Annotated in this window: 30 protein-coding genes and 1 tRNA gene; 7 read left to right on the plus strand and 24 right to left on the minus strand. The window is 43.7% G+C overall.

Features of this window, described 5'->3' with window-relative positions; translation table 11 throughout:
* Positions 1-18: 18 nt before the first annotated feature.
* Together argH and C0979_RS02575 are read right to left on the minus strand one after the other, a co-directional pair.
* Positions 19-1407, minus strand: coding sequence for an argininosuccinate lyase (argH, locus tag C0979_RS02570; protein WP_101694770.1), 1389 nt, complete (start codon positions 1405-1407; stop codon positions 19-21).
* A gap of 99 nt (positions 1408-1506) precedes the next feature.
* Positions 1507-2127 carry an epoxyqueuosine reductase QueH gene (locus C0979_RS02575; protein ID WP_101694498.1) on the minus strand — a complete coding sequence of 207 codons (621 nt, stop codon included), beginning with the start codon at positions 2125-2127 and terminating at the stop codon, positions 1507-1509.
* 147 nt (positions 2128-2274) lie between these two features.
* On the opposite strand from C0979_RS02575, the gene C0979_RS02580 reads away from it, so the two are divergent.
* Both C0979_RS02580 and C0979_RS02585 read left to right on the plus strand, forming a co-directional pair.
* Positions 2275-3042 carry an ABC transporter ATP-binding protein gene (locus C0979_RS02580; RefSeq protein ID WP_101694499.1) on the plus strand — a complete coding sequence of 256 codons (768 nt, stop codon included), beginning with the start codon at positions 2275-2277 and terminating at the stop codon, positions 3040-3042.
* On the plus strand, positions 3035-3832 hold the full coding sequence (locus C0979_RS02585) for an ABC transporter permease (protein ID WP_101694500.1): 798 nt from the start codon (positions 3035-3037) through the stop codon (positions 3830-3832). Before C0979_RS02580 ends, C0979_RS02585 begins: the two co-directional genes overlap by 8 nt.
* Before the next feature lie 66 nt (positions 3833-3898).
* Here the strand turns inward: C0979_RS02585 and C0979_RS02590 are convergent.
* The 15 genes from C0979_RS02590 to ylxM form a co-directional block, all read right to left on the minus strand.
* Positions 3899-3971: transfer RNA gene (locus C0979_RS02590), tRNA-Thr, on the minus strand.
* Between the two features lie 74 nt (positions 3972-4045).
* Positions 4046-4921 (minus strand): mechanosensitive ion channel family protein, encoded by an 876-nt coding sequence (locus C0979_RS02595; RefSeq protein ID WP_101694771.1) that lies wholly within the window; start codon positions 4919-4921, stop codon positions 4046-4048.
* A gap of 73 nt (positions 4922-4994) precedes the next feature.
* A complete protein-coding gene (pgeF, locus tag C0979_RS02600) occupies positions 4995-5837 on the minus strand; it encodes a peptidoglycan editing factor PgeF (protein ID WP_101694501.1) in 843 nt (280 codons plus the stop codon).
* Positions 5838-5839: 2 nt separating this feature from the next.
* Complete coding sequence (locus tag C0979_RS02605) at positions 5840-6208, minus strand: YraN family protein (protein ID WP_101694772.1); 369 nt, start codon at positions 6206-6208, stop codon at positions 5840-5842.
* Between the two features lie 7 nt (positions 6209-6215).
* A complete protein-coding gene (locus C0979_RS02610; protein ID WP_101694502.1) occupies positions 6216-6884 on the minus strand; it encodes a ribonuclease HII in 669 nt (222 codons plus the stop codon).
* Positions 6877-7437 carry a signal peptidase I gene (gene lepB / locus C0979_RS02615; RefSeq protein ID WP_101694503.1) on the minus strand — a complete coding sequence of 187 codons (561 nt, stop codon included), beginning with the start codon at positions 7435-7437 and terminating at the stop codon, positions 6877-6879. The genes C0979_RS02610 and lepB (C0979_RS02615) overlap by 8 nt, the downstream gene beginning before the upstream one ends.
* Positions 7438-7490: 53 nt before the next feature.
* The gene (gene ylqF / locus C0979_RS02620) at positions 7491-8345 is read right to left on the minus strand and encodes a ribosome biogenesis GTPase YlqF (protein ID WP_101694504.1); all 855 of its coding nucleotides are present in this window, start codon (positions 8343-8345) and stop codon (positions 7491-7493) included.
* A 14-nt stretch (positions 8346-8359) separates the two neighbouring features.
* Positions 8360-8989 carry a signal peptidase I gene (gene lepB, locus C0979_RS02625; protein ID WP_101694505.1) on the minus strand — a complete coding sequence of 210 codons (630 nt, stop codon included), beginning with the start codon at positions 8987-8989 and terminating at the stop codon, positions 8360-8362.
* Between the two features lie 73 nt (positions 8990-9062).
* Positions 9063-9410: a 50S ribosomal protein L19 gene (gene rplS, locus C0979_RS02630; RefSeq protein WP_101694506.1), complete on the minus strand. Its 348-nt coding sequence runs from the start codon at positions 9408-9410 to the stop codon at positions 9063-9065.
* A gap of 77 nt (positions 9411-9487) precedes the next feature.
* The gene (gene trmD / locus C0979_RS02635) at positions 9488-10270 is read right to left on the minus strand and encodes a tRNA (guanosine(37)-N1)-methyltransferase TrmD (protein ID WP_101694507.1); all 783 of its coding nucleotides are present in this window, start codon (positions 10268-10270) and stop codon (positions 9488-9490) included.
* Positions 10271-10290: 20 nt separating this feature from the next.
* Positions 10291-10797, minus strand: a complete 507-nt coding sequence (gene rimM / locus C0979_RS02640) for a ribosome maturation factor RimM (protein ID WP_101694508.1) — start codon at positions 10795-10797, stop codon at positions 10291-10293.
* Between the two features lie 77 nt (positions 10798-10874).
* Positions 10875-11108, minus strand: coding sequence for a KH domain-containing protein (locus tag C0979_RS02645; protein ID WP_101694509.1), 234 nt, complete (start codon positions 11106-11108; stop codon positions 10875-10877).
* 40 nt (positions 11109-11148) lie between these two features.
* Entirely contained in the window at positions 11149-11394 is a 246-nt protein-coding gene (gene rpsP, locus C0979_RS02650) for a 30S ribosomal protein S16 (RefSeq protein WP_101694510.1), read from the minus strand.
* Positions 11395-11468: 74 nt separating this feature from the next.
* Entirely contained in the window at positions 11469-12815 is a 1347-nt protein-coding gene (gene ffh / locus C0979_RS02655; RefSeq protein ID WP_101694511.1) for a signal recognition particle protein, read from the minus strand.
* Position 12816: 1 nt separating this feature from the next.
* Positions 12817-13182: a YlxM family DNA-binding protein gene (ylxM, locus tag C0979_RS02660; protein WP_101694512.1), complete on the minus strand. Its 366-nt coding sequence runs from the start codon at positions 13180-13182 to the stop codon at positions 12817-12819.
* A 148-nt stretch (positions 13183-13330) separates the two neighbouring features.
* On the opposite strand from ylxM, the gene C0979_RS02665 reads away from it, so the two are divergent.
* Both C0979_RS02665 and C0979_RS02670 read left to right on the plus strand, forming a co-directional pair.
* A complete protein-coding gene (locus C0979_RS02665; protein WP_242962630.1) occupies positions 13331-13978 on the plus strand; it encodes a J domain-containing protein in 648 nt (215 codons plus the stop codon).
* Positions 13979-14052: 74 nt separating this feature from the next.
* Positions 14053-14325, plus strand: coding sequence for a chorion class high-cysteine HCB protein 13 (locus tag C0979_RS02670; protein WP_101694513.1), 273 nt, complete (start codon positions 14053-14055; stop codon positions 14323-14325).
* Positions 14326-14391: 66 nt separating this feature from the next.
* On the opposite strand, the gene C0979_RS11945 is transcribed toward C0979_RS02670, so the two are convergent.
* A complete protein-coding gene (locus C0979_RS11945; RefSeq protein WP_173814175.1) occupies positions 14392-14535 on the minus strand; it encodes a hypothetical protein in 144 nt (47 codons plus the stop codon).
* Between the two features lie 121 nt (positions 14536-14656).
* Here C0979_RS11945 and C0979_RS02675 point away from each other — a divergent pair, with 121 nt between their 5' ends.
* Both C0979_RS02675 and C0979_RS02680 read left to right on the plus strand, forming a co-directional pair.
* Positions 14657-15061 (plus strand): hypothetical protein, encoded by a 405-nt coding sequence (locus tag C0979_RS02675; RefSeq protein ID WP_101694514.1) that lies wholly within the window; start codon positions 14657-14659, stop codon positions 15059-15061.
* Between the two features lie 16 nt (positions 15062-15077).
* On the plus strand, positions 15078-15359 hold the full coding sequence (locus C0979_RS02680; protein WP_101694515.1) for a hypothetical protein: 282 nt from the start codon (positions 15078-15080) through the stop codon (positions 15357-15359).
* Between the two features lie 57 nt (positions 15360-15416).
* On the opposite strand, the gene C0979_RS02685 is transcribed toward C0979_RS02680, so the two are convergent.
* Positions 15417-15893: an acyl-CoA thioesterase gene (locus C0979_RS02685; RefSeq protein WP_101694516.1), complete on the minus strand. Its 477-nt coding sequence runs from the start codon at positions 15891-15893 to the stop codon at positions 15417-15419.
* A gap of 130 nt (positions 15894-16023) precedes the next feature.
* On the opposite strand from C0979_RS02685, the gene C0979_RS02690 reads away from it, so the two are divergent.
* Positions 16024-16764, plus strand: a complete 741-nt coding sequence (locus C0979_RS02690; RefSeq protein ID WP_101694517.1) for a tRNA pseudouridine synthase A — start codon at positions 16024-16026, stop codon at positions 16762-16764.
* 79 nt (positions 16765-16843) lie between these two features.
* Here the strand turns inward: C0979_RS02690 and C0979_RS02695 are convergent, their stop codons facing one another.
* The 5 genes from C0979_RS02695 to C0979_RS02715 form a co-directional block, all read right to left on the minus strand.
* Entirely contained in the window at positions 16844-17596 is a 753-nt protein-coding gene (locus C0979_RS02695; protein ID WP_101694518.1) for a DeoR/GlpR family DNA-binding transcription regulator, read from the minus strand.
* Positions 17597-17689: 93 nt separating this feature from the next.
* The gene (locus C0979_RS02700) at positions 17690-19102 is read right to left on the minus strand and encodes a GntP family permease (protein WP_101694519.1); all 1413 of its coding nucleotides are present in this window, start codon (positions 19100-19102) and stop codon (positions 17690-17692) included.
* 29 nt (positions 19103-19131) lie between these two features.
* Positions 19132-20130, minus strand: coding sequence for a 4-hydroxythreonine-4-phosphate dehydrogenase PdxA (gene pdxA / locus C0979_RS02705; protein WP_101694520.1), 999 nt, complete (start codon positions 20128-20130; stop codon positions 19132-19134).
* Positions 20131-20163: 33 nt separating this feature from the next.
* Positions 20164-21468: a four-carbon acid sugar kinase family protein gene (locus C0979_RS02710; protein ID WP_101694521.1), complete on the minus strand. Its 1305-nt coding sequence runs from the start codon at positions 21466-21468 to the stop codon at positions 20164-20166.
* 127 nt (positions 21469-21595) lie between these two features.
* Entirely contained in the window at positions 21596-23020 is a 1425-nt protein-coding gene (locus C0979_RS02715; protein ID WP_101694522.1) for a four-carbon acid sugar kinase family protein, read from the minus strand.
* Positions 23021-23045 lie beyond the last annotated feature (25 nt).

The following is a 23045-nucleotide window of genomic DNA, read 5'->3' on the forward strand; positions in this document are numbered from 1 at the left end:
TCTCTTTATGCAATTCCTCTATACTGTCTCGTATGTCTCCATATATTTCTTATAAACTTCAATGACCTGCTTCATCACCGTCTGTCCCGGAGCCCCCGTCGTAACTCGCTTATTCACACAGGTTTCCAGACTGATCGCTTCATAGATATCCTCTTCAAAAACCGGAGAAATCTTCTGATATTCAGCAAGCGGAAGCTCATCTAATGCAATCTTCTTCTCCAGACATGTTAATACCAATTGTCCCACAATTCCATGGGCATCTCGAAATGCCACTCCATGATTCACCAGGTAATCTGCCGCATCCGTCGCATTGGTAAATCCATGCCTTGCACTGTCCTTCATACGATCCTTGTTAAACTGCATGGTTTTCAACATCCCAGTAAACAGGGAAATGCATCCTTTCGCATTGTCGATTGCATCAAAAGCCCATTCCTTATCTTCCTGCATATCTTTATTGTAAGCAAGCGGAATTCCTTTCATAGTAACTAAAAGGCTGTTAAGCGCTCCATAAACCCGTCCCGTCTTGCCGCGTACCAACTCCGCAATATCCGGATTTTTCTTCTGCGGCATAATGCTGCTTCCAGTACTGTAGGCATCGTCAATCTCCACAAAACCATATTCATTGGAATTCCAAATGATCACTTCTTCAGAAAACCTGCTTAAATGCATCATCATAATGGAAAGTGCAGACAAAAGTTCTAACAGATAATCCCGGTCAGACACCCCATCCATGCTGTTCATCGTAGGTCCGTCAAATCCAAGAAGCTCTGCCGTATAATTCCGATCTAACGGATACGTCGTTCCGGCCAGCGCACCAGATCCAAGCGGACAGGTGTTCATCCGTTTGCGAATATCTGTCAGTCTTTCGTGATCTCTTTTAAACATCTCGAAATAAGCTCCCATATGATGCGCAAGGGTAATTGGCTGCGCTTTCTGAAGATGGGTAAATCCCGGCATATAGGTATCCGTATTTTCCTCCATAATCACAAGTAACGCTTCTAACATCTCTTTTACCAGACCATTCAGCACTTCGATCTCATCTCTGGTGTAAAGCTTCATATCCAAAGCCACCTGATCATTTCTGCTTCTTCCTGTATGAAGTTTTTTACCCGGTTCTCCGATTCGGTCAATTAAAGTTGCCTCCACAAAGCTGTGAATGTCCTCATATTGATCTGTGATCTCAAGTTTACCACTTTCTACATCCGCAAGAATCCCTTTTAATCCATCAATAATCGTTTCTTTTTCCTCTGCGCTTAGAATTCCCTGCTTTGCCAGCATCGTCACATGCGCAATACTTCCTGTAATATCTTGTGCATAAAATCTTTTATCAAAAGAGATGGATGCATTAAAGTTGTATACGAGCTGATCTGTCTCCTTTGTAAAGCGTCCGCCCCATAATTGTGCCATATTTTCTGCTCCTTCCTGTTTTGTCATGTATACGATTGTACCACATTTTTGCATAAAATCAAGTATTTTGCTTATATTTATACATTTCATTGCATGATTCTATGCTTTCTGCTGTTCTCGTTCCCGTTTGGAAAATTCGCATCCACAATAATCCTGCCGGTAGAGTCCGTATTCCTTCGATAATTCAATGGAACGTTTATACCCATTCTTTTTCTTAAAATCTGACAATAGATACGCAACCTGATATTCTTCTGCCAACCGCATTCCAATCTCATTTAACTTAACCGCGTTCTTCATCGGGCTGATACTAAGCGTCGTAGTAAAATAATCAAAATTTCCTTTTTTTGCAACTTCCGCTGCTTCCCGAAGCCTAAGTTCATAGCATTTCATACAGCGCGCACCGCCTTCTTTTAACGCCTCCATCCCCTCTGCCATCGTATAGAAGCGTTCTTTGTCATAAGCTCCCGCCATAAAGGAAATGGGATGTTTACTCTTCATTTGGCCAATCAGCGTCTGCTGCTCCAAAATCCGCTTGGTATATTCACTCTCCGGATAGATATTCGGATTATAGTAGAATACAGTAATTTGAAAATACTGGCTTAAATATTCCAATACATAACTACTGCAAGGCGCACAACAGCTGTGAAGCAGAAGTGTTGGAACCTTCGCTTCCTTATCTAGCTGTTCCAAAGTCTTATCCAATTCTTTCTGATAGTTCATCGGGTCTTTCTCCCTTTCTCATATAATGGTTATACTTTTGAATTATACTGCTTCTGACTCCTTCTGACAAGCCTTAGCCATCCTAATCCTTTCACCAACCACCGTCTCCTGTCATAGAATACAGTATAGTCCATCCAGGAGGTTCCCATGAAACGAATCTTAGAATTAGAACACGTCCACTATGCCTATCACACACCGGAAGGGGAGACCCCTGCACTTACAGATCTTACCTTTTCTGTGAACGCCGGAGAATTTCTGGCTATCGTCGGTCCGTCCGGCTGTGGAAAAACCACACTGCTTTCTCTGATCGCAGGACTTCTGACCCCCGAGAAAGGACAGATCCGAATCTATCAAAAGCCCTTGAGCGAAAGCACGACAAATATCGGTTATATGCTCCAGCATGACGAGCTGTTTGAATGGCGCACCATCTACCAAAACGTACTGCTCGGTCTGGAAATCCAGCATATGTTAAACGCCAGTACACGCCAGCATGCCCATGAACTTTTGGAAACCTACGGATTAAAACAATTTGAAAACGCAAGACCTTCGGAACTTTCCGGCGGCATGCGCCAGCGCGCTGCACTGATCCGCACCCTGGTCCTAAAGCCAGATCTTCTTCTCCTAGACGAACCATTCTCTGCGCTGGATTACCAGACCAGGCTCAATGTAGGCGATGATATTGGGCAGATTTTAAGAAAAGAGAAAAAAACTGCCATCTTAGTCACGCATGACCTATCCGAAGCAATCTCCTTAGCTGACCGGGTCATCATTCTCTCCCGCCGTCCCGCTACCATACACCAGACAATCCCCATTTTCTTTGACCTTGACAACGATACTCCTCTGAACCGCAGAGATACTCCTGAATTTAAGTCTTATTTCAAATTGATCTGGAAGGAGATGAATGAACATGAATAACCTGTCTACCGGACAAAAAAATTATCTGCATCAGCGAAGACAGCACCGGCGCATCGTCTCTTTTTCCCGAATTCTAATTCTCGCAGGATTTCTCCTCCTCTGGGAAGCGACCACTGCCGCTGGAATCATTGATTCCTTTATTTTCAGCAGCCCTTCTGCAATCGCACAGTGCTTCTTCCGAATGATTTTAGACAAAAGCATTTTTCTACATTTGTCAGTCACACTCTATGAAACGATCCTAAGTTTCCTGCTGGTAACAATTTTCAGCATTTTGGCGGCCGTACTCCTGTGGTTCAGCAAAAAGCTATCGGAGATTCTGGACCCATTTCTAGTCGTATTAAACAGCCTTCCAAAATCCGCACTTGCCCCACTTCTCATCGTATGGCTGGGGGCAAATCAGACAACCGTCATCGTTGCCGGTATGTCGGTTGCCATCTTTGGAAGTATCCTGAATCTTTATACCAGCTTTACCACCGTCGATCCCGGAAAAATCAAACTCATCTATACCTTGGGCGGAAGGCGTTTACAGGCGCTTTCCAAAGTGGTGCTTCCAAGCTCCATTCCCTCTATCATCAGCAATATGAAGGTGAATATCGGACTTTGTCTCGTAGGCGTGATCATCGGGGAGTTTCTGGCAGCTAGAAGCGGGCTTGGGTATCTGATTATCTATTCCTCACAAGTTTTCAAAATGGATTGGCTATTAATGTCAATTGTTCTTCTTTGCATCATGGCAATGGGTCTATACGCAATCATTAACCTCCTGGAAAAATGGTGTATAAGGAAATTCTGATCATCCACCACAAAAAGAGAGCCTATGGAGAAACCTTAACATCTACATAGACTCTCTTTTTTCGCAAGCTGGAAATCGGACTTGAACCGACGACCCCTTCATTACGAGTGAAGTGCTCTACCGACTGAGCTATTCCAGCATTTGTAACCTTTGACAGTCACAAATATTATTATACTCAATTCTGAGTTTTTTGCAAGACTTTTTTTCGTGAAATTACCCTTTCATATGCACTGCCAGCTGCGGATACGGGATTTCAATTTCATTCTCATCCAGAGTCAGCTTAATTTCTTCCAAAAGCCGCCATCTGGTTGCCCAATACTCCTCACTCTTCACCCATGCACGGGCACCGATAATAACTGCACTGTCCGCCAAATCATCAACAAACACATTGATCTCTTCTTCCTTGATGGTAGAGGGATCCTCACGAAGCAGGTTTTCTATCAGGGTCTTTGCCTTTTTAAGATCCGCTTCATAAGATATAGACACCTTCAGATCCAGCCGTCTCTCATCCTTTGCCGTCGCATTGGTCAAACTGTTATTCGTTAAAATTCCATTAGGAATCACAATCGTCTTATTGTCAATGGTACTAAGCTTCGTGTAAAAGATCTGTATCTCCTTTACCGTACCTTCATTTTTATTCGTATCCTCAATGATATAGTCTCCTACTTCAAATGGTTTCAAAAGCAAAATCAACACTCCGCCTGCAAAGTTGGACAGACTTCCCTGCAGCGCCAGACCAATCGCCACACCTCCGGATGCGATTAACGCTGCCACAGACGCCGTATCCACGCCAAATTTTGCTGCGATGCTAAACAAAAGCAGAAAGTAAAGAATGAACTTCAAAAAGGAATCTACAAACTGCTCGACTCCTTTATCTGCCTTCGAGTGTTCCATAGACCGCCGCACAATTTTACGGATCCATTTGATCAAAAATCTTCCAATAAAGAAGAAGATCAACGCAAACAACACCTTGATGCCAAATGCAATAAGCGACGGAATATGATCCTGCAGATACTGTGCAAACCGTCCTACTTCCTCCACTGTCTCCTGCGTCACTTCTTCTACTTCATTTGTTCCTGACAAAAGCATAATCCCAAATGCCATATCATTCCTCCTGTCGTATCCCTTCTTCTTCGATGCAACGGCTTTTTTGCCGTTCTTTCTATTTTAATGCCAAAAACGCGCTTAAATTTCCTCGTTTGCCACCGGTCGCCCGATGGGAAAACAACACATTCGGATTACAGTGTGTACAAAGATTCGTCACTGCAATCTGATCCTTTGGAATTCCCGCTTCCTTAAGAACTAATTCATTTGCCTTCCAAAGATTCAGCTGATATTTCCCAGCTTCTCTTTGCTCTTCTTTCTGGTAAAACAGCTGCTGCCAATGGCATTCTTCAAAACTGTCCCGGAACTTTGCAATTACGTCTTCACTTACCTCGTAGCAATCCTGGCAGATAGACGGTCCGACAGCCGCCACGACATCGGCAGGATTCGTTCCATAGACCTCCGTCATCTTCTCCACTGTCACTTTTCCCATCTTATGAACCGTGCCCCTCCATCCGGAATGGCTAAGCCCGATCACTTTCTTCACCGGATCTACAAAATATAACGGCACGCAGTCTGCATAAAACGTCACCAGACAGATTCCAGGTACATTCGTTACCATTCCGTCGGTCTCCATAAATCTTGTCCCGCGATCTTCTTCCCGAACCACCGCTACATTCGTCGTATGCGTCTGATAAGTAAAAGTAAAATCTTCCACTTTCACTCCCAGCGCACCGGCAAGACGCCTTTTATTCTCCTCCACAGCTTCCGGCGCATCACCTCTTGTAGTACTGATATTCATCGTCGCACAATCTCCGGTGCTGACACCCCCTAACCGCGTAGAAAATCCATGCTTTACAACATTCGTTCTTTCCAACAGCGGATAAGTCAGAAGCGGAACTCCATTTACCACCTTTTCTTCTAATACGTTTTGGTCATCCTTATAAATTAATCCCAACATTTTTATTCTCCATAATCAAATGCGTTCTGATACAGCCGAAACTGCTCCCCTTCAATGCTGACCACATCAAAGCGTACCGGCACATCCACAAGACCATGCACCATCAGATAATAAAGCGCACATTTTGAAATCTTCTTCTGCTTGCGAAGATCCACCGCTTCCTCCGGATAACCACTTCCTGCCCCCGAGCGATACTTCACCTCGCAAAACACCAGGTACTCACCGTCTCTTGCTACAATGTCCACTTCTCCCTGACAGCATCTGTAATTGTATTCCAGAATTTTATATCCGTATTTTTCCAGATAGGCGCCTGCTTTCCTCTCATAAACGGCTCCTGTCCGGCGTGTATTCTGATAGCTTTCCTTTTTCATCTTTTCTTCATACTTCTGATACAAAATTTTTGATAAAGGTTCTTCTATGAATCGGACTTGCCCCCTGACTTTTCAGCGCTTCTATATGAGCTTTCGTTCCATATCCTTTATTTTTAGCAAAATCATATCCCGGAATCACCCCGGCATACTCCGCCATCAAACGGTCTCTTGTTACCTTTGCCACAATACTTGCCGCTGCGATCGACACACTTTTCGCATCACCTTTGATAATCGGAATCTGGCGGATCTCAACTTCCGGAATCGTCACCGCATCATTAAGCAGAAGATCTGGCTTTACCGCAAGCTTGGAAATAGCCTCCCGCATCGCCTCATAGGTCGCCTGCAAAATATTAATTTCATCAATTCTTGCCGGACTTACCATTCCAATTCCTACCGCAACCGCCTTTTCCATAATTTCATCATATAGCTGCTCTCTTTTCTTTTCCGACAGCTTCTTAGAATCGTTAAGATAGAGAATCGGTTCATCTTTTGGCAGAATGACAGCTCCTGCTACCACTGGACCGGCAAGAGGGCCTCTGCCCACTTCATCAATTCCGCAAATATACGTACAGTCTGAATGTTCTGTTTCGTATACACTCATGCCTTTGATGCGTTCCATCTCTTTTTCCAGCTTTTCCTGCTGCTTTCTTCTGCGCTCTTCTTCCCTCTTATTCATGCCGAATCACTCCCATCTTATCAAACGGGTAGATTCTGACCCAAGCTTTTCCGATCAGATCTTCCCGATGCAGAATTCCAACACTTGGATCCCTGCTGTCAGAACTATGATTTCGGTTGTCGCCCAATACAAAATATTCGTCTTCCCCCAGCGTAATTGGCTCTGCAGCAATTCCAGGGGAATCCATGATCTCTGCGCCATAAATATCACTGGTCAGCTGCTGTCCGTCAATATACGCATATCCATCTATCACCTGCACAGTTTCCCCCGGCAGACCGATAATCCGCTTAATATAATAAGTATTTTCTTCATATTTATAAGGAAATACAACAATATCATACCGTTTCGGATCTTTAAAACGATAACTCAACTTATCTACAATCAGATTATCTCCATCACTGAGCGTTGTCTCCATAGAATGCCCACTGACTCTGGTTCTCTGTCCGACGTAAGTAATAATCAGATACGTAAGACCAATCAAAATCAGAATATAAACAAGCCATCCAAATATCGTTGAAAAAATTCCTCTTTCCTTTTCTTCCAGTCTTCCCATAACTGCCTGTTTCCCCTTTCCGGCTTCTCTTTACTTCTGCAGCTTCTTTCCTTCTACTTTTCACCTTCTGCCGGATATTCCAGCGTCAGTCTTCCAAGCCTGCCACTGCGGAAATCATCCAGCATCAGCATTGCCGCCTTCTCTGTATCCAGCCCGCTTCCTTTTAACAGACAATGTCTGCTCTGTGCAATTCGTTCCAAAACCACATATGGATCAGCCGACGACTCCAGTGCATACTTTTCTTCTAACACTCCCGAATAATACGTATTCATAAATGTGATCGCTTCCGCTGCCAACTCTTCCGTCTGCAGAATCTCATCCTTAATGGAACCAATCAGCGCAAGACGAAGTCCCACTGCCTGATCTTCAAATTTCGGCCACAGAATCCCCGGAGTATCCAAAAGCTCTACCTGCTTATTCAAACGAATCCACTGCTTTCCTTTTGTAACTCCCGGCTTATTTCCGGTCTTTGCCGCAGCTTTTCCAGCCAGCGAGTTAATAAATGTGGACTTTCCAACGTTCGGAATCCCCACAACCATTGCCCGCACCGGACGGTTTAAAATCCCTCTTTTCCGGTCTCTCTCCATCTTTTCTTTGCAGGCTTCCTGAATCACATTCTGAATGGATTTCAGTCCGCCTCCTTTTTTGGAATTCACTTTTACTACAGAATATCCCTGTCCTTTGAAATATTCCGCCCATGCATCATTCCATTTATCCTCTGCAAGGTCTGCCTTATTCAACAGAATCATTCTTGCTTTATTTTTTCCCAGCTCATCAATATCTGGATTTCGGCTGCTCATCGGAATTCTCGCATCCACAAGCTCAATTACCAGATCAATCAGCTTAATATTCTCCTGCATCATACGCTTTGCCTTCGTCATATGACCCGGATACCACTGAAAATGCATCTATCTGCCTCCTTTTAATCAAATACAAGCCCAAAGTGCTCTTTTGGGGAAAGTGTCAGCCAGATCTTTCCATAGATATAGCTGCGTTTCACATTCCCTACATCCGCATTCCGGCTGTCCTCACTGTTTTCCCGATTGTCTCCCAATACAAAATATTCGTCTGTACCAAGCTGTATTTCTTCATTTACAATTCCAACATCATCAATCTTTGTCGTCTTGTAGTCCTCTTCTAATTTCTTTCCGTCAATATAAATCCGATTTTCCACAATTTCGACCTTTTCACCTGGAAGTCCCACAATCCGTTTGATATAGTAGTGTGCATTCTCATTTCCTTTCGGCTTAAATGCAATAATATCTCCCCGTTTCGGTGTCGTTGCATTATAAATAATCCGATTCACCAGTGTCACATCCTTATTATGCAGCACCGGGTTCATGGAATCTCCAATTACGCTGACCCGCTGACCAAAATACCATACTGTCACATATGCAAATAGACAGACAACGCCAATTTTAAATATCCACTTTCCCACTGATTTCCACCTGGAAAGACTGAAATGAAATGTTCTTTCCCGTTTGACTTTTTTTACCTTGCGGGAACTCTTTTTCACACTATATACCGGCTGTTTTTTTCTTTTGTGCCTCATGAAACACCTCATATGTGCATATACAGAAAAAGGACAATATACATTATGTACTTGTCCTTTTTTGTTTCAGCTATTATTTTACTAATTCTTTTACTTTAGCTTTCTTACCTACGCGCTCTCTTAAGTAGTTCAGTTTTGCTCTTCTTACTTTACCTCTTCTTACTACTTCTACACGTTCAATGTTTGGAGAGTGCAGCGGCCATGTCTTCTCAACACCGATTCCATTAGAAGTCTTTCTAACTGTGAAAGTCTCTCTGGATCCGCCTCCCTGTCTCTTCAGTACAGTTCCTTCAAATACCTGGATTCTTTCGCGATTACCCTCTTTGATCTTACCGTAAACTTTTACAGTATCACCAACGTGGAACTCTGGTGCATTCTCTTTTAACTGCTCTGCTTCAATGTTTCTAATAATATCGTTCATAATGTGTGCCTCCTTATTTTCTCGGATGTTCTTAATACCTTTCGTACTAGAGGACCATCTCTTTTCTTCACAACACGCTACATTTTATCATAGATACCTTCTGTTTGCAAGGATTTTCTTGCCAATTCCTGTTCTTTTTCGCTTAATTCTGCCTTTTCCAACAAATCCGGACGATTCTTTGCTGTTCTGATAATGGACTGTTCCCGTCTCCATTTTTCAATATTGGCATGGTGCCCCGACAACAGCACAGAAGGCACCTGCTTCTCATGCCAGATCTCAGGTCTTGAATACTGCGGATACTCCAGCAAATGATCTTGAAAGCTTTCAAATTCCGCAGACACATCATTGTGGAGCACTCCCGGTACCAGTCTGGAGATACAGTCTACCATAATCATCGCCGGAAGTTCTCCTCCCGTCAGCACATAATCCCCAATAGATACATAGTCCGTCACAATTTCTTCCAGCACCCGCTCATCAATTCCTTCATAATGTCCACAAAGGAAAACTAAATCATCCTCTTTCGCGAATTCTTCTGCCATTTCCTGATTAAATGTTCTTCCCTGCGGCGACAAATAGATCACTCTCGGCTTTTTCACCGCTCCACCGCTCTTTTTCTTTTTCTGTATAATCTGTTCTTCCAACGCACGATAACACTGGTAAACCGGCTCCGCCTGCATCAGCATCCCGGCTCCCCCTCCATAAGGGTAGTCATCTACACTGTTATGCTTATTAAACGCAAAATCCCGGATGTTCCAGGCTTCAATGCCAAGAAGGCCGTTATTGACAGCCCTTCCGATAATACTCGTATTTAAGCCTTCCATCACCATATCCGGAAATAAAGTCATAATATAAAACTGCATCGCCACTCCTTACCGCTTTGCTAAATCAATCCGTCCATCAGATGGATCTGCATCTTCTGTTCCTCTATGTTAATGTCCAGAATACATTCTTTGATTGCCGGAACCAGCACTTCTCCATGTTCACTGCTTTCAATGATATACACATCATTTGCGCCCGTCTCAATCACGTCTTTCAGAGTCCCGAATACGGCGCCGTCCTCTGTCACAACCTGCATTCCAATCATATCTGCAATAAAATATTCATCTTCCTGAAGTGGTACTGCATGATCTCTGGTTACTAAAAGCGGGCATCTCTTATAACGCTCCACTTCATTTATATTATCAATCCCTTTGAACTTCAGTATCACAAACTGTTTGAAAAACTTCACGCTCTCCACTTCCAGATCCCGCTTCTCTTTTCCGGTATCCAGGATCACCTGCTTCAACTTTTTGAATCTTTTCGGATCATCTGTTGACGGAAATACCTTCACTTCTCCCCGGATTCCGTGGGTGGAAGTAATTACTCCTACCTGTAATAATTTTTCCATGTCAGTCTCCTTTGCTTTCTGCCAAAAACAGGGACAGGCTTCGATCTCTCGGGCCTGTCCCTGCCTGGAAAGCAAGCTTATGAATCTAAAATATCAACAACTACTTTCTTATCTTCCTTCGCTGCAGCTGCTTTTACAACAGAACGAATTGCTTTCGCAATACGTCCCTGCTTTCCGATCACTTTTCCCATGTCGGAATCCGCAACCCGCACTTCCAGAATCGTCGTCTTCTTATCCTCGCGCTCTGTTACCACAACGCTGTCCGGATCATCCACCAGTGCTTTCGTAATCACTTCAACTAACTCTTTCATCTCGAGCACCTCCAGTCAAGCATCTCAAGGGCAAACTTATTTATTTCTCAATGCCTGCTGCTTTTAAGATCTTGCTCACTGTCTCAGTTGGCTGTGCACCGTTTGCAAGCCACTTTCTAGCTGCTTCCTCGTCAACCTTGATTGCACTTGGATCACAGTTTGGATCATAAGTTCCAACCTCAGCGATGAATCTTCCATCTCTTGGTGATCTAGAGTCAGCAACAACGATTCTATAGAAAGGAGCCTTCTTCTGTCCCATTCTTCTTAATCTCATTTTTACTGCCATGTTACTTACACCTCCATAATTTTTTATCATTCATTGTTTTATCTATATAACGCGCTATGCGCGATATACCTTAGTTAGAACGGCATTCTGAATTTTCCTCTTCTTCCGCCTTTTCCCATCATCTTCATCATCTTCTTCATCTCGTTAAACTGCTTTACCATGCGGTTTACCTCGCTGATGTCCACGCCGGCGCCCTTGGCAATCCGGTGCTTTCTGGATGGATTCAACAGATCCGGGTTTCTTCTTTCTTCCAGCGTCATGGAATAAATCATCGCTTCCATTCTCGCCAGATTCTTCTCAGCCTGGGCTGTCTGGTCATCATCAAGACCCTTCATCTTACCCATGCCGCCAAGTCCTGGCAGCATACTCATCACACTGCCAAGGCCGCCCATATTCTTCATTTGACTCATGCTGTCTAAATAGTCTTCAAAATCAAACTGGGCTTTCTTGAGCTTCTGGCTCATCTTCTTTGCCTTCTCCTCATCAATCTCAGCTTCCGCCTTCTCGATCAGAGTCAGCACATCTCCCATACCAAGAATACGGGATGCCATTCTCTCCGGATAGAACTGTTCCAGATCTGAAAGCTTCTCTCCCATACCTACATACAGGATTGGCTTACCGGTCACCGCTTTTACAGACAGCGCCGCACCGCCTCTGGTATCACCGTCAAGCTTTGTGACGATCACACCGTCTATTCCTATCTTATCGTTGAAATCTTTTGCAACATTGACTGCATCCTGACCCGTCATAGCATCAATTACCAGGATCGTCTGATGTACGTCTACCGTATCCTTGATCTCCTGAAGCTCTGCCATCATGTCTTCATCAATGTGAAGGCGTCCCGCTGTATCCAGGATTACGATATTATTCTTATTCTTCTGAGCATGCAGAAGCGCCGCCTTTGCAATATTAGCCGGCTTATGGTTCTCTCCCATGGAAAATACTTCCACGCCCTGCTTCTCACCATTGATCTGCAGCTGTTTAATCGCAGCCGGACGATATACGTCACAGGCTACCAGAAGTGGTTTCTTTCCCTTCAACTTAAACTTACCTGCAAGCTTCGCGGTCGTCGTTGTCTTACCGGCTCCCTGAAGGCCCGCCATCATAATGACTGTAATAGCGCTCCCCGGCTGAAGTTTAATTTCGGTCGTCTCGGATCCCATCAGTTTTACCAACTCTTCATTGACGATCTTCACAACCATCTGCCCTGGGTTCAGACCATTCATAACATCCTGCCCGATTGCACGTTCCTGGACGTTCTTAATGAAATCTTTTACCACCTTAAAGTTTACATCCGCCGCCAAAAGTGCACGTTTGATCTCTTTCAGTGCTTCTTTTACATCATCTTCGGTAAGACGTCCCTTACTTCTTAGATTTTTAAATATATTCTGAAGTTTTTCTGTCAAACTGTCAAATGCCATGCTACAACTCCTCTATAATCTCGTCAGATATTCTGCGGATACTTCCAAGCAGTTCTTCTTTTTGCTCTTCTTCATATTCTTCCAGTAATTGATCAATCTGCTTTACTTTCTCCTTAACTGCCACAAACTTCTCCACCAGATGCAGTTTCTCCTCATAACCTTTGAGCGTCTGACTGCACCGCTTCACCAGATCGTGTACTCCCTGTCTGCTGATCCCCGCTTCTCTTGCGATCTCGCCCAGCGAAAGATCCTCTAACACAAACTGTTCATAGATTTCTTTCTGATGTTCCGTAAGAAGCTCGCCGTAAAAGTCAAAGAGCAGAGCCTGTTCCAGAATTTCATTCACATTTATCACCTGTGTTATCATACAACAAAGCCTCTCTGGTGTCAAGTATTTTTTCTTGTCGAACTTATGTTCTTTCTTTATCTTTATTTTGAAATTGATTTCCATGGTATTTTGTCGTAATATAGAAATGCGCCAAAGGGGAGGCGTAAATCAGGGGAGGCAATCAGCAATGATGCATACGAATCAAAATGACGAAAAAAATTACTATGATATATTAGAAGTAACACAAACGGCATCTGCCGATGAAATTGCAGCGGCCAAAAACCGACTCGCAAAAAAATTTCATCCAGATACCAATCTTCAATACGGAATCGACACCACAGAACAGATGCAGGAAATTCTGGAAGCATACCGAATTCTTTCCGATCCGGTCTCCCGTGCCGATTATGACCAGTCTCTTCAGGGGCATCGCTCTTCCATGCAGACCTTCGACTTAAAAGAGGAAGACACCGCATCAGAAGACGCTTCTTTTGTCACCTGTTGGAAAGCTTCCGGGCATCTCTATGAACTCATCCTGGAAAGTGAGGAATTATTTCGTTCCCACAATCGAACCAGCCGTTTAACGCATCTTTCCATGCAGGCACTAAAGGATATTCTCGTTCTTAAGGAAGCTCAAATCCCGGAACAATACTGGTATCCCGATATCATGAACTGGCTGCTGTTCAAATGGTATCAAAACCGGAACTTCACCGTTCCGTATCTGCTGACACTCTATGACGAATATACAAAACAGGAAATGAAAGCTGTAGATCGCCTGAAACTTCAGCACCGTGCCAATCGTTTCTGCCATGCACTGAAACGATTGATGAAATATTAGCTCATCCTCTTTTCACACTTTGAAATCTTCCACATATGATATTACTGTAAATAAGATTAACGGAGGATTTTAACATGAGTGATTTAAGTGCGGCTAACTGCGGATGTGGATGTGGATGCGAGGCTGACAGATGTGGACGGCATAATGGATGCGGTATGATGAACAACAGTTGTATCTGGATTATCCTTCTTCTCTGCTGCTGCGGCGGTTTCGGTGGAAATGGCGGATGCGGCGGACGTGGAAACGACAGCTGTCTGTGGATCATCCTTCTGCTTTGCTGCTGCGGCGGTTTCGGTGGAAATGGCGGATGCGGCGGCTATGATGATGGCTGTGGATGCGGATGCTAATATAAACGTCATACCATTTCAGCAGAACAATTCTTAGTCAAAATAGAGAAGAGGGTGCGGAGTATATCACTTCGCACCCTCTTCTCTGTTTCGATTCTGCGCTTCATTCATTCCTTTTTCTACTTCCTCCTGTGTCAGTCTTTTCTTAAGCCGGCACTCTTCATCAATCTCATAGACTGCATTTCCTTCGATAATCAATGTACGCCCCATAGCTTCTCCTTTCTATTCCCATTTTTTACTTTCTTTTATTTTTCAAAAAGAGTATTGCCCCATTTCATAAAATTCATTCCCGTATCATATATATTTACAACGTTATCTTCAGGGGGCTTTTATGAATCAGAAATTTCCCAAACCCATGACGCCATTTGACAGCCTTGTCACGCCTCACCATCTCTATCTTATGAAGCTTTTGCTCCCTTATGTTCCCCCAGCTTTCCAACGTATGCTTGCCTGCTATATTAAATTCATGGAATTTCAATATACATTGGAACACTTCCAGGGATTCTCCTCTTCTTCCGATGAGACTTCCCATATTCTAAACGACCTAAAGCCCTACATGGACCCCGGTGAACAGGAAATGATGGAACAAATGGAAAGCATGATGAATATGATGGAAATGGTACAGGGAATGCAGGAAATGGCATCTTCTATGCCGGATTCCGATTCTGATAATACGGCCTCTCCAGGGTTTGATCCCATGGAAATGCTAAAATCCATGCTGCCCCCCGATTCTTAAAAAGGAGTATCTGATTATGAATGAATGGATGAATCACCCCGCCATGAAAAATCTGGATCCGATTAAGCTGGAGCTGATCCGCTCTGCCGCTTCCCAGACTGCCGGAAAGACCGGACGCTCTCTTGCTCCCGTTATGATGACTCTCATCACCAATGCCAACAAGAAGGGAATCCGATTCACCTCCGATGAAGTTTCCTTAATTCTGGAAATCTTAAAAGAAGGCAAAACAGAAGAAGAACAAAAACAAATTGAAAATATGATAAAAATGGTTACTACTTATATGAAAAAACAAAAATAGGAAAAGAGCCGGCGTCAGCCGACTCTTTCTCTATTCGCATCAGAATTATAATTCTTTCTATATTCCTTCTTCTTTTCTGCGCATCTTAAGATCTTTACGCATCTTGGCTTTCTCCCACTCTTCCCGATCTTCATCCGTCTCTAATTCCAACCGCGGAACCGGAACTGGTTTATCATCTGGTCCTAAACCAACCATCGTAAAATAGGCATGGTTAATCGGTGTCATCTCACCGTCAATCGTCTCGATATAGGTATCTACCTTTACTTCCATAGAGGTTCTGCCTACATAGGTGACTTTCCCGACAATCACAATGACATCATTCTGATAAGCTCCTCTCAAAAATGAAAGATTATCAATTGATGCCGTCGTAACATTCATTCTGGCATGACGCTTTGCCACAAGACCTGCGATCTCATCAATCCACTGTACCAGAATTCCGCCAAACAAACGTCCCGCACCATTGAGATGATTTGGACGTACCATATGAACTGTTTGCACCATAGATTCTGATACTTTTCTGCTTTGTATACTCATTGATAACTCTCCATTCTAGTGTTTTTCTATAATTTCTTCAATTCTGCTATTCTTTTCTGATCAAGCCCTTTTATTATACCACAGGATTTGTTATACTGAAACTGATTTATGACACAAGGGAGCGATTTGAATGAGAAATATTCGATTAACTATAGAATACGACGGAAGCCGTTACCAGGGCTGGATCCGTCTCGGAAAAGAAGAGACCGGAAGCAATACCATTTCCGGTAAGATTATGGAAGTCTTAAAAAAGATGACCGGAGAATACTCCATAGAATTAAACTGTGGATCACGCACCGAAGTCGGTGTGCATGCCTATGCTCAGGTTGCCAACTTCAAAACACAGTCAACCATGGACGTTTTGGACATCAAGCACTATCTAAACCGTTATCTGCCAATGGACATCGCCATTACCAGCGTAGAAGAAGTGCCGGAACGCTTTCACGCACAATTGAACGCCACTTCCAAAACCTATGTCTACCGAATGACGATCGATGATGTCCCAAGCGTCTTCGACCGTAAATATACCTATCACTGTTACCGAATTCCAGATAAACATCTGATGCAGCAGGCCGCCATGCTTCTGATTGGAAAGCATGATTTCCGTTGTTTCTCTTCCGCTAAGAAAACCAAGGTAACAGAACGAGAAATTTATGAAATTGAAGTCTATGGAGATACCGAAGAAATGCAGATTCTAATCCATGCAGACGATTTTCTTCATAATATGGCAAGATACATTATTGGCACCCTTTTGGACATCGGATTCGGAATTCGTCCCAAAGAGGACATTGAAGAGATCTTCGCAGGGAAGGCACTTCCAAGCACCGCCTGCGATCCCAAAGGTCTGTATCTTCAGGATATTACTTACTAACATAATTCAAGACACCAAACACCTTTTTAATACCTTAAAAAGAGACTTGCCAAAATCGGCAAGTCTCTTTTGCTAATGATCAATTTTGTCCCCGGATGATCACGGTTCCCATCTGCCTCAACTCTTCCAGTTCTTCTTTACAAAACTTATAGTCTGTCACGACTGCCGTGTAATCTTTCAGATGGTTCACACGGACCATCGCCTGACGGTCAAACTTGGAATGATCTACAACCAGATAGGCCTTTTCGCACTGCTTCGGGGTCTCCCTCTTAATCCACATTTTTTCAACCGTAGGTGTCGTCACCTCATAAGCTTCGTTGATGGATGCCGCACCAAAAAATCCAATGTCAAATTTGAAATCTGCAAGAAGTCCTGATGCATACCTATCAAACATGCTTCCAGTCTCCTTCTGCACTCTTCCGCCGCAGACGAATACTTCCACTTCACTGTCCATAAATAGTCTCGCGATCTCCAAATCATTGGTCACAATCAAAATGCCAGGAATCTCCTTAATCCGTTTCGCAATCTCATAGGTCGTTGTTCCCGCATCCAAAAAGATGGTATCTCCCTCTGACACAAAAGATGCACATTTACTGGCAAGCTGCTCTTTCATATTTCTATGACTGGTCTGCTTCTTAGCATAATTAACTTCCTTTTTTGCCACTGCCCCACCATGACAGCGCTCCACCGTCCCTTCTTCCTGCAGCTTCACCAGATCTCTTCGAATTGTCATAGCGCTGACTTTCAGTTCCTGTGCCAGATCTTCCACCTGCACACTCCCCCTGCTTTTAATCATCTCTGTAATCTTCGCCTGTCGTTCTGCCGCCAGCATATACACCCCTCCTTTGTCATCTATTCTTATTATAATAAGAAACACAGCAGGAAGCAACTCCTGCTGTGTTTCTCGTATGTAATCATTGTATTTTTACATGAAGATGTTTAAGATCAAAACTTCCACAACACCAATTGCCCATGCGATTGTAGATGTTACTGACCATACCGTCAGCTGGTCTTTCGCTTCGCTGACACCAAGTGTTCTGTTTACTACCCAGAAATAACTGTCATTGAAATATCCAAAGAACAGGGAACCTACACAACATGCAATCGCTCCAAGAAGCGGACTTGCTCCGGATGCAAGAATAATCGGTGCAGAAATACTTGCTGCCGTTGTCATTGCAACAGTACCTGATCCCTGAATAAAGCGCATTGCTGTAGAAATTAACAGCGGAAGAATAATGATCGGGATTGCAGTCTGTGCAAGTCCTTCTGCCATAAAGTTTCCAAGTCCGGAGTCTTTAATAATCTGTCCTAAAGCTCCGCCTCCACCGGTAACCAGCATAATAATACCTGCAGACATCATTCCTTTTTCCATCTCAGAAAGACAAGTATGTCTATCCAGCTTTCTTCCCAGTGTAAAGATTGCAACCAATAATCCAAGACCTACCGCTACAATTGGCTGTCCAAGGAAGACCAAAATCTCCATAGCACCTGACGTTTTACCAAGTGCAGACGCGATTGTATTGATCAGAATCAAAATAATCGGAACCAAAAGTGGCATAAAGGATTCCAATGCTCCTGGCACTCCGTGCATATCCATTGCAAATGCGCCTTCGTAATCCGGCTCCTGATAAGGTACTTCTACAATTTCACCTTCGTCATTTGGAATACGGTAATATTTTTTAGATAAGAATAATCTTGCATATGCAATACATGCAATCGTCATTGGCAGTGCAAGCACAATCGTAAGAAGAATAAAACTTCCTACGTCAATACCAAAGATACCACATACTCCTAACGGTCCCGGTGTCGGCGGTACCAAAGAGTGCGTAATAACAAGTCCTGCTGCCAGAGCTACTCCAAGACCAATGAAGGACTTCTTGGTAGCCTTTGAAATCGCTTTTGCAATTGGCGCCAAAACCACAAATCCAGAATCACAGAAAATTGGAATAGATACTAGGAATCCTGTCAAGGCAAGTGCTTCCTCTTCTCTCTTCTTACCGAACAGGCGCAAGAATGTATATGCCATTCTCTTCGCAGCACCCGTTACTTCAAAAATCTGCCCCATCATAACACCAAAGCCGATGATAATACCAATACTTCCAAGTGTTCCTCCGAATCCAGATGTAATCGAGTTAAGAATACCAAATGTCTTTTCTACTCCATCTACTTCAATTGTAATGTTAGCAAGCGGCATACCGCCAACTACACCAACGATAATCGTACAGATAATCAATGCCAGGAATGCCTGTACTTTTGTTTTCAATACCAGGAAAATCAGAACTGCAATACCTATTGCCAAACCGATTAGCATTCTTTCCCCACTAAGTCCATTTACCATGTTAGACCTCCTCGTTTCCTTTTGCCTTATTATTTTGTAAAGTTTGGTGCGTATTTTGCTGCCAGTAAAATAGCTTCGATCATGCTGACGGCACTTACGATTCCTTTTCCTGCGATATCAAATGCCGTTCCGTGATCTACGGATGTCCGTAAGATCGGCATTCCATTGGTAATCGCAATCGTCTTTTCAAAGTCGAGCGTCTTTGTCGCAATGTGTCCCTGATCATGGTACAAGGATAATACACTGGTATATCTGCCCTGTGCTGCCTGATGAAATACAGAATCCGCCCCGATCGGTCCTGCTACATCATATCCTTCCGCTTTCAGTTCCTCCACTGCCGGAATAATCTCATTGACTTCTTCCCATCCAAAAAGTCCATGCTCTCCACTATGTGGATTCAATCCGGCAATTGCCATTGTTCCATCTGTCACACCCAGCTTTTTAAGCGCTTCCAGACAACGTTTCACATAATCTTTGATTCTGTCTTTCGTAATCATATCAAGCATCTCTCGAAGTGATACGTGTCTGGTAAGGAAGAATACTCTCATCCCGTTGGTCTCAAACATGGTCAACGGATCCTCGGTGCCTGTAAGGGCTCCGAATATTTCCGTATGTCCGATGTAATTGATCCCGCCTGCACGGAGAGATTCTTTGTTGATCGGTGTCGTTGCCACAGCATCAACCTTGCCGTTATTGGCCAGCTCAATACACTTTGCAATATATTCATATGCGGCTTTTCCGCACATTCCATCGACCTTGCCAAATTCAAATTTGGCCATGTCAACATTGCCAAGATCAATTAGATTCAGGATTCCTTCCCGGAAATCTCCCTCCTCTGGTTCTGCAATCAGATTCACTGTCAGGTCTGCACCCACAATCTGAATCGCATTCTCCATAATCTGTCTGTCTCCCACAATTACGCAGTTGGCCACATCAAAGACTTCTTTTGATGCAACAGATTTTGCTACAATTTCCGGCCCTACTCCTGCCGGATCTCCAATTGGTACTGCAATAAGTGATTTTTTCATGCTGTCTCATCCTTTCCTTGAATTTATAAAACGTTAGATATATAATTTTTCCTTCAAATAAGTGATACAACGGTTGATAGCGTCTCGTCCGCCCTGACTTCCACCCTTGGTAATAATATGAACTCCTTCAAACTTTCCTTTCAGGAACTGCCCGTACGCTGCCAACGGCAATACTTCATCCATCAGACTTAATCCTGCCGTTTCAAATCTTTGGCAAACAGACACTGTCACATCCCCACCACTGGTATAGAGTCCTTTGAAGGTTGGCTCCGCCTGGAAGATCCGGTAAGTAATCTCCGCAAATGCCTGGTTGATCTTTCCTGTCACCTCATCTAAAGAGCACTGATAACGTTCCATATAAGGTGCAAAATCAATTCGATTCTCCGGATAAATACCATCTCCGGTCACTGTAGAAATCACATTTCTATCGCACTCGTCTAGAATTTCCTTCGTAACACGTGCAATTTCCTGTTCCCGTCTTCCTTCATCCTCCAAAAGTTCTTTCGTCTGAACAAACACATTGTGTGTCCGCTGTGACAGCCATAACTCCTCCATTTGTACCTTTGTATTCGAGTTAACACTTCCTACAACGGCAAGAATTTTATTTTTCTCTTTTTTCTTTGCCGGTACAATTAATTTTCTGGAAAGAGTCGCCGTAAAGACACCCGGATCTACTGCAACCACTTTCAACTTACTGGTAATCACCGCATCGGCAATCAAATCCAGATCCTCCTGTGTCACACAGTCCACTGTAATAATCCTGCTTCCGGCGTTGACACAATCCAAAAGCCGATCCGCCAGATAATGCTTTCCGTGCATCATATCCTTCATATAAATAGAGGATACCTGATACTTGCTCTGCTCCTTAAACAGCACTTCCACCTCAGACACTTTTACCGGAGTCTTCGGATCAATCGCAATATTCGTCTTATGGAGAGGAATTCCTTCTACCAGCATATAACCACCGATCACAATACGCCCGGAAGACGGAAAACAAGGCGCCACAATCGCCACGTAATCTTCTCCCAGTCCGTCCAGCATGGCATCCGTCTCGCTTCCAAGATTTCCTCGCAGGGTACTGTCAATTCTTTTGGAATAGACCTTCACCTCATCATTTTTCAACAGATTACATACATTGTATACCCGGTTATATGCAATCTCTGATTCCACCCCGCGGCTGTCTGTCGGATACAGCACACAATCACATTCCGAAAGCGTCTCCAGTTCAATCCGTTCTGTATTCATTACCGTGTACGCTTTATAATTCATTTTCTTCAGGAGTACCCCCGTGGCATTGGCCCCGGTCAGATCATCCGCAATCACAACACACTGTGGCATGGTATTTTCCCCCTTTTGCTACCGTTTATGTTTGTTTATGTTCATATTGTACTCCTAATGTTTGTTTTTGTCAAATAAATCTATTTTTTATCAATCCTTTTTCACTAATTGCACAATATCAATGTTATTATTTGTTCATAAGTACTTCCACAGCTTCTTTCAAAGTTGTAATCTCTCCTACATTTCCAGGGAAGATCACATACGGAGTAAGCGGAAATCTGCTTTCCTCTCCCGTCTGCCACACCGGGATGCCTGGTCGAATCTGACCTAACACATTCGCCTTCTTCACCGCCAGCGCTTTCGTACCCACGTCGCTGGATGTAATACCGCCTTTGGCAATTACAAAGCTTGGAGTAACAGAAAGACGTCCCACCAAAGACTGAACCGCATCGGAAATCTTTACAGAAAGACGAAGTTCATCCTCCTTATCTCCCGTATCTGCGGTAATCAATGCACGTGTCGTGTAACAGCATACTGTTTTCCCTGCCCGGATACATTCTTCTTCCTTTGCAAGGCATCTTTCCACCTCTGCCTCAAACGCTGCATCATCTTTCACGAGCGTCGCATCCAATTCGATAAATTCAAGATCCTGCAATTCTTTCAGGCACTCTACCTGCTTCGTTGTCTTCTCCGTATGAGAGCCTACCACAATAATACCGCCATTTTCTGTCTCTTTTACCAGCATCTGGTCTCTGCTAAGAAGCGGCTGGTCTGTCACTGCGCCCATCACCTTCACAATCGCCGCTGCCGTACGGAACATAAATACTTTTCCTTTTGCCATAGCCCGGTAAAGCGCCACACAGAACACCTTCACATCCACATAATCAACCGCATTGACGATGATTTTGTTAAAATCTTTCACTTCCATTAACTGCGCTTCTATTTTATCAATATCCATATTGTGAATATCTTCCAGGGAAATGCAGGTTACATCAGAAGCCTTGTATTCACCTTTCGTCTTCTCTTCAATGTATTCCGGCATGGTAGACGCTGTATATCCAAATGTCTTATCCTTCGCAAACTCTGTTTCATTTGCCGGAACCAGCTCATCCCCATACTTTACATAATGTACATTATCAATGGTAAATCTTCCGCCTTCTTTGAAGAACGGACACATAATTTCTCCATCAATAGTACTTCCTGTATATTTTTCATAATCCGCCTTTAGAAGCTGTGTCTCCAACGGATAATGGCCGCGCAGCGTACTGTCGCTCCGGCTGATAAATATGTACTCTTTGCCGGTTTCCTTCGCAACTTCATCCACCACTGCCGCAATCTCATGGTGCGCTTTTGTCGTCTGTTCCACTGTAAACCCTCTGGAATTTGTCAAAATGTAGAACAGATGATTTTCTTCTTCAAATCCCTGTCTGATGCTTTCCTTCTCCCAATTCGTATAAACCGAAATGTCATGCACCGTCTGTACTCCCGTCGGATCATCGTCAAGCACCACGATCTTCTTATTATTCGCTGCAATCTCTTTCTCCAAAAGTCCATCAATATACGCTTCATCAATTGTTTTAAAAGAAGTCAATACCTCTGCTTTGATCGCCATATTCCTCTCCTCCTGTCCTAACGCT

The sequence above is a fragment of the Dorea phocaeensis genome, from assembly GCF_900240315.1.
GTDB classification, from domain to species: Bacteria; Bacillota; Clostridia; order Lachnospirales; family Lachnospiraceae; genus Dorea_B; species Dorea_B phocaeensis.